The organism is Vicinamibacteria bacterium (assembly GCA_035570235.1).
Taxonomy (GTDB): Bacteria; Acidobacteriota; Vicinamibacteria; order Fen-336; family Fen-336; genus DATMML01.
In genome coordinates, this window is the sequence record DATMML010000069.1 from 1 (window position 1) to 12,946 (window position 12,946).

A 12,946-nucleotide genomic window follows, 5' to 3' on the forward strand; every position below is an offset into this window, starting at 1 on the left:
GGCAAGATCACGGTCACGATCCAGGAGAACACATCCATCACAACGACCGTCTCGAGCAACGGAACGTTCGAGCTGGACGGGGTTCCCGACGGCCAGTTCACGCTCGTCTTCTCGAGCACCACGACCGTACTCGGGACAGTCACGGTACCCGGGGGAGCTACCCAGGAGATTCACATCGTGGTAAACGTGACTGTGAACATCGTCGTGACCGTCAAGATCGAGATCGATGGTCATGACGTTCCGATTCCGCACCCGAGTCCGGGCCACGACAACGACGACTAGTCCCATCGTGTAACCCGACTCGGTAAGGACCGGCCGCCCTCCCCGGGCGGCCGGTCCTGTCTAGTCACGAGGACGCTCCGAGACACCCCGCCGGGGAGACTGAAGAGGCGACCCGCATATGAGACGCGCCTTCGTAGTCCTGTGGCTGCTGACGCTTCCCGTCGTCACGATGGCTGACGAGCCTCCGGCCAAGCCGAGGTCCGGCAACCGCCAGCCGACCGCGACGAGACGGCGCCAGGGCCCCGATGTCTTCGGCGGCTTCTCTTACACGCACGCCGGCCAGGCGAACCTCAAGGGGTGGCACCTCTCGGGGGCTATCCCCTTCGGCGGTCATCTCCTCGGAGGTTCGGTCCGGATAGCGGCCGACTTGAGCGGACACTACGGCTCGTTCGCCGGCGCCGACCTCAACCAGCTCACGTTTCTGGCCGGCCCCCGGATCGCATGGAACCGCGGTCGGCTGAGCCCCTTTGGGCAGGTTCTGGTGGGCGGCGCGCGGACGGGGACCAGCATAACGACGCCCCAGGTCCTCAGCGGCAGCAGCACGGCGTGGGGCGGCGCGCTCGGAGCGGGGGCCGACTACGGGCTCAACCGGCGCTGGGCCGCCCGCGCCCAGGCCGACCTACTCCTGCTTCATGGACAGGGCGTGTGGGATACCAACCCCCGCCTGTCACTAGGAGCCGTCTACCGCTTCGGCCACTGAGGTGATCGCGGAGGGACCGCGTCTGCGGGCCCTGGCCGCCCGGGCCTTCGCACCCGTGGACGCCGCGTCGCTCGTCTGCTTCCGGGTGGCTTTTGGGGCGGTAATGGCCTGGGAGACCGTCCGCTACTTCCGTAATGGTTGGATCGCGGCTGACTATATCGAGCCCGGGTTCCACTTCAAGTACCTCGGCTTTGACTGGGTGAGGCCCTGGCCGGGCGTGGGAATGTACGTGCACTTCGCCGTGCTCAGCCTCGCGGTTCTGGGCGTCGCCCTGGGGTTCGCCTACCGGCTGAACGCAGTCGTGTTCTTCCTTGGGTTCACCTACATCTTCCTCCTGGACCAGGCCTACTATCTCAACCACTTCTACCTAATCGTCCTCCTGGCTCTTTCGCTCGTCTTTCTGCCCGTACGGGGGGCTCTCTCCCTCGACGCCGTGCTCCGGCCCCGTCTGCGCTCGGACACGGCCCCGGCCTGGGCCTTGTGGCTCTTGAGGGTGCAGATCGGCATCCCGTATGTCTACGGCGGCCTGGCCAAGCTCAACCACGACTGGCTGCGCGGGGAGCCGATGCGCATGTGGCTGGCAGAGCGTACGCAACTCCCCCTGCTCGGCCGCTTCTTCACGGAAGAGTGGATGGTGTTCGCCTTCGCTTACGGCGGCCTCCTCCTCGACCTGCTCATCGTGCCCTTCCTGCTCTGGTCACGCACCCGGTTGTGGGCCTTCATCGTCGGCCTCGCCTTCCATGGCCTGAATTCAGTCCTCTTCGAGATCGGCGTCTTCCCCTGGCTGATGATGGCGGCGACAACGATCTTCTTCCCTCCGGAGTGGCCGCGGCGGCTAGGCCTGCTGCCGCCGCGCCGGCAAGCGGGCCCGGACCCAACGGTCGCGAACCCGCCGCGGGGTAGGTGGCCGATCCTTGCCGCGGTGGCCGCGTACCTGGCCGTCCAGGTGCTCGTCCCCCTCCGGCACTACGCCTACCCCGGCAACGTGAGCTGGACGGAGGAAGGGCATCGGTTCTCCTGGCACATGCGGCTCCGCGACAAGGAGTCGGATGCGCGGTTCCTCGTAACCGACCTCGATCAGGGGGCGACCTGGACGGTGGAACCCTCTGCCTACCTCACGGAGCGGCAGGCCCGCGTCATGGCCGGGAGGCCAGACATGATCCTCCAGTTTGCGCATCACCTGGCCGGGGAGCTGCGACGTTCTGGGCACTCCCAGGTGGAGGTGCGCGCCCGAGTCATGGCCTCCCTCAACGGACGCCCGCCCCAGCTCCTCGTGGATCCCGACGTCGACCTGGCCCGTCAGCCGCGCGGCCTCGCCCCGGCGCCCTGGATCCTGCCCCTCCGCGAGCCGCTCTCCAGCCGCTCACCGCCTCTCCGACGGACATCCTCGTCGTGACCAGGCGGGAGTTTGGCCGGCACCTTGCCAGGGATGATGACCGAGATCAGCTCGAGGCGTCCGACCTTCCTGATCTTCCAAGCATCCAGCCCGCCCTAGAGTGCGTCGCGGTACTGCTCGAGGGCGACCCGCACGAGTTGACTGCGCGTGCGAACGCCGGCCTTCTTGAAGAGCTGTTGGAGAGTCCCCTTCACGGCGGTCTCGGAGACGGCCAGGCGGTCCGCAATCTCCTTGTTGGTGAGTCCGTCGAGCACGAAAGAGATGACCTGGCGCTCGCGGGGGGTCAGTTCCTTGGGCCGTGGGTGGCTCGATTCCCCGGCCATTGTTTGCACGGCCTGGTCGAGCAGGTCTTGCTCGAAGCACACCTTTCCAGCCGCTACGTCGCGGATGCTCTGGCAAAGCGATACCGGAGGCTCGTGCTTGAGGAAGATGCCCGCCACGCCGCCACGTATCAGCTCGGAGGCCTCCCGGGGTGTGACTCCCGCGGTGACCACCAAGATCTTGCCCAAGAATCCACTGGCGCGGAGCTGACGCAGCAGCTCAGCCCCGTTCTCCTGTCCGAGGTCGTAGTCGAGCAACAGCACATCCACCTGGGTCCGGGCCAGAAGGCGGAGGCACTCCGCAGACCCGGCGCAATCGCCGACCACGGCGAACTCTGGATCCGCGGCAAGCAGGCGCGCCACGCTCTCCCTGAAGAGCGTGTGGTCATCCACGAGCAGGATGCGAATCGGCGTCGCCGGCGTCATCAGAGCTTGTCTCCTCCTCCGACTTCATTGCGTCCAGGGTCACCATGAAACACGACCCGCGCTCGCTCGGTTCGTAGGCCAGGTCACCACCGAAGCTCCGGAGGATGCTGCGCGAGACGTAGAGTCCGAGGCCGGTGCCGCCCGGGGTCCGCTGGAAGGGACGGAAGAGCCTGGCGGGGGAGGTTAGGCCGGGACCCGTGTCGGTGAACCGGACCAGCACCGGCCCACCCTTGGACACGGCGGAGACGGAGAGCAGCTTCTCGACCGAACACTCCATGGCGCGTTGGCTGTTACGGGCCAGATTCAGGAACGCCTGCAGGAGTCCATAGCGGTCCGCCCAGACCATGGGCAGGCTGGGAGGGGTCTCCCAGCGGATCTGCATTCCGGCGTCGTGGTAGCCGGGCTCGATAAGGACCCGAAGCTCGTCGAGCAGGGCAGTGAGGTCTACCGCGCTCACGTCGGAATCGGACGATTTCAGCTCTAAGGAGGAGATCCGCTCGAGGCCCTCGATCACGGTGCCGAGGGCCTCGAAGTCCTGGTTGCCCTGGAGGGACTCGACCCGAGCCAGGTTCTTGTGCACCGCCAAAGCCGCGCCGCAGAGATTGCGGACCTCGTGGGAAACGGCGCTCATGAGGATGCGGGCGTTCTTGAGCAAGTGATGGAGGCTGAGCTCCTCCCGGCTGCGGAGGTCCTCGGATAGGTCGACCACGATGGCGGCCAGGCAAGGACCGCCCGTCGTCTGATAGGTCGAGAACCAGACCGCAGCCAGAAAGACCTCACCGTTGGCGCGCGCACCCTTGCACTGTAGGCTCGCTCGGTAGCTTCGCGAGGCGGGCGAGGCCACGACCCGGGCGAGTGAGGGAAGGTAGGCCAGGACCGACTGCCCGCCGAGAGGCTCCCCGTCCGGGGCGAAGAGCTGCTGGGCGGCCGCATTGGCCACCAGAATGTGCCCCTCGCCGTCGACGGTAATGATAGCCGCGGGACTCGTTTCGACCAGGATGCGCAGTTGCTGCTCGGCTTGCTCCCTTAGCGTGACTTGTTGCTCTACCTCGTCCAGGTGCTCCTGGGTGATCCGGCGATTGCGGAGCAGCTCGGCGATGAACATTCCCGTGCCGAGGAAGCCCGCCGAGGAAAGGACGAGGCGGGTCAGCGCGTCGCTGGGGGGAAGGTTGCTGAAGCTCTCCTGAAGGACAGCGCAGATGAGGGCCAGGACCGTGGTCTGCCAGCGCTTCAGATAACCGGCGGCCAGCATGATCGGGAAGAGGTAGAGAAAACCGATGGAAAGGTAGGGCTGTGTATACCAGTCCGCGAAGGCAATGGCGGCCAGGAGCAGGACAGCGATCGTGAGGGCGGCCCGGCGCTTGTCGGCCGAGTAGACGCGGGTTATGTCCACGAACCCATGATCGCACGTCCCTGGACGCCTTGATCTCCCCCGCCATAGAGCTCGGCAACGGTGCCCGAAAGATAGGAGGTTGCCTGAAAGATAGGGTTCCGGAAGTGCGTCCCACTACGTACAGTTGAGAGTTGCCACCTCCGGGGACTTGGGTCACATGAACTGCTCTCTACCGCTTGCCGGCCATCGCAGCCCACGCGAGACGGCTCTGCCGTCGTGCCGGCCGGGCTTACCCCTGCCGATGAGCGATACCACGCTCGATCGCCCGTTTCTTGGCGCTCGCGGTCGTCCCGCGGGCGGTAAGGAGCCAGGAAGAGCCTGGGTGAAATCGTGAAACTGCTGATCGAGAGGGTCTTGGGGCTGGCGAAAGCGAAGGCCGGAGCAAAGGATACCAGGAACCCCTGGATGCGACTTAAGAGAATGAAGAGCCGCCGCCTTAACCTAGACGGGGCGCATGCCGGTCCGGGACCAGCGGTCGCTGGCGACGAGCCGCGACCATACTGATTTCGTAACCCCGCTTCGGTAAGACTCTGCAGGGCACCCTACTTGCTCAGAGGCGCGCTATGGATCTATCAGCAAACCCGGAGGTCGCAATGGCCCATGACCGAGCACCTCTCCTTGGAGTCTGCCTGGCCCTTCTTGTTTCCCAGCTGCTGGTCTCCGCAGACAGCTGGGCAGACCCTGGAGAAGGGCCCACGGCCAGCCCCCACGAATCAAGCATTCCTTCCGCGGTGACGCTGCCCCCCAAGCTGACCCTCGACGAGGCCCTGCGGATCTTCCGGAGCCAGGGGCTGGACCTTCTCATCGCTGACGCCGCCGTGGAGAGCGCGCAGGGCGACGAGCGGATCGCCTCCGCCATCTATAACCCCTCGGTGGGCTTAGGGAGAGGCAGGAGCACGACGTACGACCCCGCCCAGTGTGCGATCCCGGGGTGCTCGGACGTCTACTATCAGGCAAGCGTCTCGGAGCAGGGTGCGATCTTCGACTTTCTGACCGGCAAGCGTCACCTGCGGGTGCGCGTGGCCAAGGCTGCCCTGGAGGCGGCGAAGCTCTCGCGGGTCGACGCGGAGCGGACCATCTCCTTCACCATCAAACAGCAATACGTGGCCACGGTCTTGGCCAAGGCGTCCCTGGAATTCGCTGGCCAGAGCGAGCAGTCCTCGGAGGAAACGCTGCGGCTAGTGGGGGTCCGGTACCGCGTGGGCGCGGTGTCCGAGGCGGACGTGGCCCGAGCCGAGAGCGCGAAGCTCGAGGCGGACCAAGCCTACGACCAGGCCCAACAGGCCCTGAGACAGGCGAAGGTGACTCTCGCCTTCTTGTTGGGCGCGCGCGGGACGCCCCAGGAATTCGACGTGGGGGATGAGTTTCTAAACGCCCGCGTGCCGGCGGCCTTGACCGCCGCCTCCCGGGAAAGCTTGCTCGAAGTCGCGCTCGCGGGGCGCCCCGATCTCAAGGCATTGGTTGCGCAGAAGGCGCGTGCGGCCGCGGCGGTCTCGCTCGCGAAGCGTCAGAGAATTCCCGACCTTCCTCTCACCGTCTCCTATTTCAAGGAAGGAACCGGACAGAATGCCATCTCTCCGCCGACGACGACCTTCTCCCTCTCTCTGACGGTTCCGCTCTTCTACCAGAACCAGGGGGAGGTGGCAAAAGCAAAGGCGGACTTGAAGACGCAAGAGCTGCAGTACGCCAAGCTTCAGGCCCAGGTGCTGAGCGACGTGGCCGGAGGCATGTCGGCGTTCCAAGGGGCGCGGAGCCGGGCGGAGCGGATGGAGTCGAGGCTGCTGGAGCGGACACAGCGAGCCAGGGACCTCGTGGGCATCCAGTACGAGAAGGGGGCGGCGTCGCTGCTCGAGCTCCTGGACGCCCAGCGGACCCTCATCGCGACCCACATCGAGCGCCTGCAGGACTTGAACGACTACTGGACGGCCGTCTTCCAACTGGAGCAGGCAGTGGGGGCCGAGCTGAGACAATGATCCACAGGAGCGCCCCCGCTCGTCGCCTTCTCCTTCCTTCCCTCTTCGGAGCATTTGGAGCCGGGACTTTCCGAGACGGCCCAGTCGGAACGCCGGCCTCCCATCGTCGGCCTTGGAGCCCTTGATCGAACGCGACCCCAGGCAGCCGGTTGCGAACGAGCAGAGGCTGCCCAAGGCAATTAGACCTGATTCGGGCGCCCGCCGTCAGGGTCGGACAAGCACGCTGAAGTTCAGGCCGAAATCGGCATTGCTGAGCAGGTTCTTGATCTTCTCGGTGAAGCCCACGTGCATTCGGGCGTGCGGCGAGAGCTCCATCCAGCCCGAGCCATGGATGATCCAGTGCATCCCGGGATAGGAATCGATGTTGCGGATGAGACGGGAGGCGGCGTCGGTCTCGGCTATCAAGCTGAAGCGGCGGCCGAGGCGCCATTCCACAGCGAGGAAGCCCCAGCCCCTGTATCGCTCGTACTCGATGCCGCGCACCAGGTCCCCGCCCTGGGCGGTTCCCCCTGCGCCCAGATAGAGGTCAAAAGGAGAACCCAGCCGGTGGGCGGCCACGACTTGAGCACCAAGCCCCAGGCCGTTGCCGTCAAAGGGTTCCGTGGCGGTGGGGAGGGCGGCACGTCCCGCGAGGGCGAGCGACCATCCGTCACGCCCGCCGTTCCGGAAGCGCCAGCGTCCCTCCAGCTCGAGCTCGCCGAGGCCAGAGCCCCGCTCGTCGTTCCACGAGAAGGCCTGGCCCGCGGTCGTGATCCCTTCCACACGGAACGCATTGTGGCGGAACAGGGGTCGGGCGTTGTCGGGCAGGTGGAGGAGTCGGTGCCAGGTGTCGATCAGACCGTCCAGGATGCCCCCTCCGCGCCACCGCACGGGGAGCCGCGCGCTCACGTCGAGATCGGCGGTCAGCCCGCGGCGTGCGGTTAAGTCGACCGTCCACGCCTCGCCGTCGATGAGAAACCGGCGGTCCCCGGGAAACTCACCAGGCACATCCTGAATGTAGGAGAACGTATTCGAGATCGCGAGGGCGGCGCCGAACGTCCAGCGCCCGCGGCCAAGCGTGTCCGGGGAGAGGGCGGGCAGGGTCAGCCGCGGCTGGGCGAGAAGCTGCTCGTCCCGGATCCCGGGCGGCCCTCGGCGTACACTGGGCTCAGTTGCCGCCCCGTCCTGACCGTATGTTGCGGTCCCGCTGAGAAGCGCAGCCACTCCGACCAAGAGACACTTCTTACTCCTTGGAGGCAACCGTCTTATCCCGGCACGGGGGCTGCTCGCGAGGGCGGACTCCCCTTGGTGGTGAGCACTGACGGGCGCAAGACCTCGGATCATGCGGCACATTGTCTTTCATGTTGCGCTGAGCGTCGCCACTGACCGTCTTTTTTTCAATCGACGGATCAGGTACGGCCTTCCGTTAGGCTCACGCGTCCAAGTGACGTGGACAAGCCCCCCGATGTCGCTTGGCAGTGAGCACGAAAGGGGGGCATCCTTTAGGCGGGTTCCAAGTGGTGGGGAGGAAGAGGATGAAGCACGCAACCCTGGCCTTCGCGGGATGCCTGGTCGGACTAGTCTCCGCATCCTCTTTGGCGGCCGGCGAGCTAAGGGGCCGCATTTTGGCCGAGGACAAGGCGGCGCCTGGGGTCACCGTGGCCGCGGTCCCCTTCGAGTCGCCGTTCGCGGAGGCCCGCCGAGAGGCGCGCGGCGAGAAATCACCCGGCCCCATCGCCTCCGCGACGACGCGTCCCGACGGCACGTTCAACCTCTCTCTCGCTCCGCCTGCGGGTGCGAACCCCGCGCCCACACTGGTGCGCCTCACGGTCAGCGGCAGCGGCCTCGCTCCGATTCTGCTGTATTCAGTGTTCGACACGACGGAAAACGCTGAGGTAGGCGATGTCGCCGTGGCCAAGGCCGCGGCGCTGGCGGGGAAGGTGGTAGACGGCAGAGGCGGGCCGATTGTGGGCGCGACGGTGACGCTCTGGAGCGGGTCCGGCCGAGTCGTCGGGCGTGACGGCTCACCCGTGCCAGTAACCACCACTACCGGCGCCGACGGCACCTTCCGGCTCAGCGACGCCGCCGAAAGGGGCAACCGGCTGCGCGTCGAGGCGCCGGGATTCGCGTTCGCAGAGATCGGCGGCGTTGCGTCCGGGGCCGTGCGACGGCCCATCACTCTTTCCCTCGGCCGTGCCCTTCCGGGCACGGCCCTTCGAGACGATCGGCGAACGCCCGCCGGCGGGAGCCTCGTCCGTTTCGAGGGACGGGGCGTGTCGCGTTGGTTCGAGGTGCGGCCCGATGGCTCCTTCCTCCTCTACGGCGTTCCTGCCGAAGTGGGGACGCTCGTGGTGGATGCCGGCGAGCGGGGTCAAGGCAGCGCGCCTCTCGAGGCTACGGCGGCTAAGGCGAGCGTGGTCGTGGCGCCACCGGCAACGCTCAAGGGCCGGGTTGTGGAGGCGTCCTCAGGGGCCCCGGTGCCCCGCCTGCGCGTCGTTGCCCGAAGCGGAGGGGCGCTGTTCGTGGGCCGCTCGGGTCCCGACGGCCACTACGAGATGCGCGGCCTGTCCGGCCGCACCTACCGGCTGGTCGTAGACGATGCCGCCTTCCTCCCCTGGAGCCGCGAAGGGGTGCGCGTCGCCCCCGGTGAGACGAAGTCGGAGGATGTCGCCCTTGGGAGGGCGGCCGCCCTCAGTGGTCGCGTCGTTGACGCGAACGGGGTCCCTATCGAAGGCGCCACCGGCCGTCTGGCTCGTGGCGGAGAGAACCGCTTCCGGGCGTTCCGGAGCGGCGCTCTTGGTAGTGCCGCCTTCCGAACGGCCCCTGACGGCTCTTTCAAGGCAACGCGCCTTCCCCCCGGCAACGGCCAGGTGCTTACCGTCCAGCATCCGGACTACGAAACGCGGACGATCGGCGGGGTCTCCCTCGCGATCGGCGCGACGTCTCGGCTCAACGTCGTGCTGCAAAGCGGGTTGTCCTTGCGGGGCGTGGTGAAGGACGAACGCGACCACCCAATCGTAGGCGCGGAGGTGCAGGTCATCCGTGATTTCAGGTTCCAGTCGCGGGGCGGCCAAGCCCAGTTCTCCTTTGTGGGTCCGGGCGCCACCGTGCGTCGCGAGACAACGCTCGACGGACGGTTCGAATTCAGGGGAGTGACGACGGGCGAATACCGGATGATGGTGACCAAGCGGGGCTGGGCACGCGAACAAATCCCCTCCGTGAAGGTCACGGACGGCAAGGCCCCTGAGCCGCTCGAGATCGTCCTTCGGCCCGGCGCCACGATCAGCGGCCACGTTCGCGAGAAGTCCGGCAGCGGCGCGGGGGGGTACCGCGTATACGCTCGTCCGGCCGGCGCCGCCGGAGGTGCACAGATGGGACTCTTCGGCGGTGCCGGCGGCGAGGAAGTCACGGGAGACGACGGATCATTCGTCATCGAGAGCGTCACCGCGGGCGAGGCCTACGACGTGCAGGCGTTCAGCAACGCCGGCATCGGGCCACGCAAGGCCGGGGTCGCGGTTCCTGCAGATGGGGTCGAGCTGACCGTTAGCGGTCGCGGGCGCATGCGGGGCGTGGTCCTCGACGCCGACAGCGGCCGACCCATCCGCGACTTCGAGGTGGCATACACGCAGTCGCGGGGGGGCAGCTTCGTGGTGCGGGTCGGCACAGTCGGAAGCCGTGGCCCGAACCAGGCGGTCGCTTTCCATGCCGAAGACGGAGTCTTCACCCTCGACGAGGTCGGGGCCGGAAAGTGGGAGGTCGAGGTCCGCGCCGAGGGCTATCAGGGCGGCCGCGCCGGGGGCGTGGCGGTGGAGGAGGGGGCCACGACTGAAGGCGTCGAGGTTCGCCTCTCGCGGGGAGGCATGATCTCCGGCCGGGTCATGGACGCACGCTCTGGCCGGCCGGTGCGCGACGCGGCCATTCGGGCCGCTCTTGCCGGGGACCATACACAGATGGTGTTTGGTCCCGGCGACGATGAGCGGCAGGCCTCAAGCGACGCGGACGGCCACTTCGAGATCCCGGGCCTCGCCGCGGGCAGCTATAGCGTCACCGCGACCCACCCGGAGTGGAGCGAAGCCACCGAGAAGGTCGAGCTGAAGGAAGGGGCGGTGGCGGTCGACATCCGCATGAATGCTGGCGCCACGATCGGGGGTGTCGTGGTGGGCGCCGGTCAACGCCCCGTGGGCGGGGCCTCCATTTCTCTGGACGCTACCGGCGGCGATCCCTTCGGAGAACAGTTTACAGTGGCGGATGACGCCGGCCGGTTTCGGTTTGAGCGATTGACGCCTGGGCGCTACACCGTAACCGCTTTGCTTCGTAGCCAGTCCAGTAGCCCCGCGGAAGTGGTGCTGGCGTCGACTGACGCCGCCCGAGAGGTGACGCTGTCGCTCGGCGTCGGCGCGCTGATTCGGGGCGTCGTCCAGGGGCTTGCCGAGGCCCAGCGAATCGGGGTCAATGTCAATGCGGGCGGCTCAGAGGATTTCTTCGCAACTACCCGGACGGAAGCAGGCGGCACGTTCGAGTTCTCGGGCGTGCCCGCTGGCCCGGTCAACCTAACGGCCTCCGCCGGCGACTTCCTCAACGGATCCCGCCGCGCGGGAACTCAGGTGATCGTCCCCGAGGGTCAGCTCGAGGTGTCGGCCGAGATCGTGTTCGCGCCGGGTTTCCGACTCGACGGCCACGTCAGTCGCGGCGGCAAAGCCGTGGTCGATGCGGTGGTCAATGCCTTCCCCGAAGCCGGGTCTGGGAGCGGCGGCTCGGCGCGCACCGACGAGGCCGGGGGGTTCGTGGTCGAAGGCCTCGTGGCGGGCACGTACAACGTCTCCGTGATGCCGCTTTCGGGCGGAGCTGCGATCCGCAAGACCGTCACGGTGAGCGGCGACACCAGCGTGGAACTCGACGCCCCCGCGGCGCGCCTCGCCGGCACCGTCGTCGAGCACGGCTCCGGGCGGCCCCTCGGGGATGCGCAGGTGCAGACCGTGGACCGGGGGAGCGGCTACGTGGCCATGAGCATGGCCACGTCCGACAGCAACGGCCGCTTCGCCCTCGAGGACCTCGAGCCGCGGCCGTACCAGGTCTCCGTCCAGAAGGCCGCGTACCAGGCGGAGACCAGGGAGCTGACCGCCGCCGAGCAGAGCGACGTCGTCATCGAGCTGAGACGAGGCGAGGGGGTCGGTGTCGTGGCGAAGGACGGGATCTATCTCACGCCCCTCCGGACCCTCGAGGTCCGTGTGCTCGACGCGCAAGGATTGGCGGTCTTCACGGGCGGCATCACGCTCGACAGCGAAGGCCAGGGTGAGATTCCGGCACTGCAACCGGGGATATACCAGCTCCGTGCTAGCTCCTCGGGTTACGCACCTCTCAGCTTGCCGTCGATCACCGTTCCTGCGTCGTCTGTTTCACTCACCTTCACGCCAGGGGGAACCGTCGAGGTCCATGCCGGGCCGGAGACCCTGGGGAAACCGGAGGCCAAGGGCCGGATCCTGTACCAGAACGAGTCCGTCTACCTCCCGTTCATCTACTCTACTGATGCCGAAATCCGCTTCAACTACCCGGTTCGGCGCCTGGAAAACGTCGCCCCCGGAACGTACGTGTTTGCTGTGGATGGCGGCGCCAGGCAGCCGTTCGAAGTTCGCGAGGGCGGCACAGCCGTGGTCACCCTGCCCTAGGCGGCGCGCGAGCCGTGTGTGTGCCCTCACGCTAGAGTCGGTTCGAGGACTTCAAGGGCAACCGCCATGAAAGCAGCACCGCTTTTGATCGTGCTCATGTCGTCGCTGGCTGCTGGAGCTGACCGCCTCCAAGACCCTCTCCGGGTATTCCTCCGAGACGGCGGCGGCATCAAATCGAACGAGACGTGCGTAGCTCGGATCCTGCCCGTGTTGAAGCGGAAGCTGGCCCGGGAGAGCACGATTCGAATGCTCGACTCCGAGGATACAGCGGAGGTGGTTGCCGTGGTCGACGAGTGTGCTACCTACAGCTTCGCGGACGGCACCTCTCCGGCGAAGGGCGGCCCCACGCCGCGCGCGGGTCCTGGAGGAACGTCGTATATAGACAAAGAGTATGGCGTCAAAACGGAAACGCACATGGAGTACGTGGTTACGGTAGGGCTCACCTACCGTGACCATCTTGTCGGCGTCTCCAATGACGGGGATGAGAAGTCGCTGAAAGCAGACGGTGAAGTCGTGGCCAAGAGGGTGCTCAAGTGGGCGAAGGCCAACCGCGCGCGCATTCGAGCCGGAGGGACGTGAAAGAGTCAGGAAGTCGTTCAGCGAGGACTGGATTGGAGGGATGTCATGATCCGAGCGCTGGCCGTCATGAGCCTCCCGGCGTTGCTGTTTACGGGGTTGGGGTTGGAATCGCCCGCCGCCAGTGGGCCCTGTACGGTGACGGAGCCGATCCGCGCGGAGCCGCCGCGGGATCCAAACGCGGACCCTTTCGGTACCGGGCCTTGGTACGTGAATGCTGATCAAAGCGTTTGGG

10 protein-coding genes are annotated in these 12,946 nt (G+C 66.9%); 7 read left to right on the forward strand and 3 right to left on the reverse strand.

The genetic code is table 11. The features are described 5' to 3' along the window. From VN461_12355 to VN461_12365, 3 genes are all read left to right on the forward strand, one after another. On the forward strand, positions 1 to 282 hold a 282-nt coding region (locus tag VN461_12355), incomplete at its 5' end, for a hypothetical protein (GenBank protein HXB55572.1). A gap of 118 nt (positions 283 to 400) precedes the next feature. Next, entirely contained in the window at positions 401 to 982 is a 582-nt protein-coding gene (locus VN461_12360) for an outer membrane beta-barrel protein (protein HXB55573.1), read from the forward strand. A 1-nt stretch (position 983) separates the two neighbouring features. Beyond that, positions 984 to 2,378, forward strand: a complete 1,395-nt coding sequence (locus VN461_12365; GenBank protein ID HXB55574.1) for an HTTM domain-containing protein — start codon at positions 984 to 986, stop codon at positions 2,376 to 2,378. Between the two features lie 95 nt (positions 2,379 to 2,473). On the opposite strand, the gene VN461_12370 is transcribed toward VN461_12365, so the two are convergent. Both VN461_12370 and VN461_12375 read right to left on the reverse strand, forming a co-directional pair. Further along, complete coding sequence (locus VN461_12370) at positions 2,474 to 3,124, reverse strand: response regulator transcription factor (protein ID HXB55575.1); 651 nt, start codon at positions 3,122 to 3,124, stop codon at positions 2,474 to 2,476. Next, entirely contained in the window at positions 3,084 to 4,517 is a 1,434-nt protein-coding gene (locus VN461_12375) for an ATP-binding protein (GenBank protein HXB55576.1), read from the reverse strand. The genes VN461_12370 and VN461_12375 overlap by 41 nt, the downstream gene beginning before the upstream one ends. Positions 4,518 to 5,110: 593 nt before the next feature. Between VN461_12375 and VN461_12380 the strand changes: the two genes are divergently transcribed. Continuing rightward, positions 5,111 to 6,490 carry a TolC family protein gene (locus VN461_12380; GenBank protein ID HXB55577.1) on the forward strand — a complete coding sequence of 460 codons (1,380 nt, stop codon included), beginning with the start codon at positions 5,111 to 5,113 and terminating at the stop codon, positions 6,488 to 6,490. 204 nt (positions 6,491 to 6,694) lie between these two features. On the opposite strand, the gene VN461_12385 is transcribed toward VN461_12380, so the two are convergent. Beyond that, positions 6,695 to 7,693, reverse strand: coding sequence for a DUF3187 family protein (locus VN461_12385; protein HXB55578.1), 999 nt, complete (start codon positions 7,691 to 7,693; stop codon positions 6,695 to 6,697). A 311-nt stretch (positions 7,694 to 8,004) separates the two neighbouring features. Between VN461_12385 and VN461_12390 the strand changes: the two genes are divergently transcribed. From VN461_12390 to VN461_12400, 3 genes are all read left to right on the forward strand, one after another. Further along, positions 8,005 to 12,135 (forward strand): carboxypeptidase regulatory-like domain-containing protein, encoded by a 4,131-nt coding sequence (locus tag VN461_12390; GenBank protein HXB55579.1) that lies wholly within the window; start codon positions 8,005 to 8,007, stop codon positions 12,133 to 12,135. 66 nt (positions 12,136 to 12,201) lie between these two features. After that, positions 12,202 to 12,714, forward strand: coding sequence for a hypothetical protein (locus VN461_12395; GenBank protein HXB55580.1), 513 nt, complete (start codon positions 12,202 to 12,204; stop codon positions 12,712 to 12,714). A gap of 45 nt (positions 12,715 to 12,759) precedes the next feature. Further along, positions 12,760 to 12,946: hypothetical protein (locus VN461_12400; GenBank protein ID HXB55581.1), on the forward strand; the 187-nt coding region annotated here is incomplete at its 3' end.

Excerpts from the sequence above, each read along its gene's own strand:
- VN461_12390 (HXB55579.1), top strand. The coding sequence starts at position 8,005 with ATGAAGCACGCAACCCTGGCCTTCGCGGGATGCCTGGTCGGACTAGTC.
- VN461_12380 (HXB55577.1), top strand. The coding sequence starts at position 5,111 with ATGGCCCATGACCGAGCACCTCTCCTTGGAGTCTGCCTGGCCCTTCTT.
- VN461_12360 (HXB55573.1), top strand. The coding sequence starts at position 401 with ATGAGACGCGCCTTCGTAGTCCTGTGGCTGCTGACGCTTCCCGTCGTC.
- VN461_12370 (HXB55575.1), bottom strand. The coding sequence starts at position 3,124 with ATGACGCCGGCGACGCCGATTCGCATCCTGCTCGTGGATGACCACACG.
- VN461_12395 (HXB55580.1), top strand. The coding sequence starts at position 12,202 with ATGAAAGCAGCACCGCTTTTGATCGTGCTCATGTCGTCGCTGGCTGCT.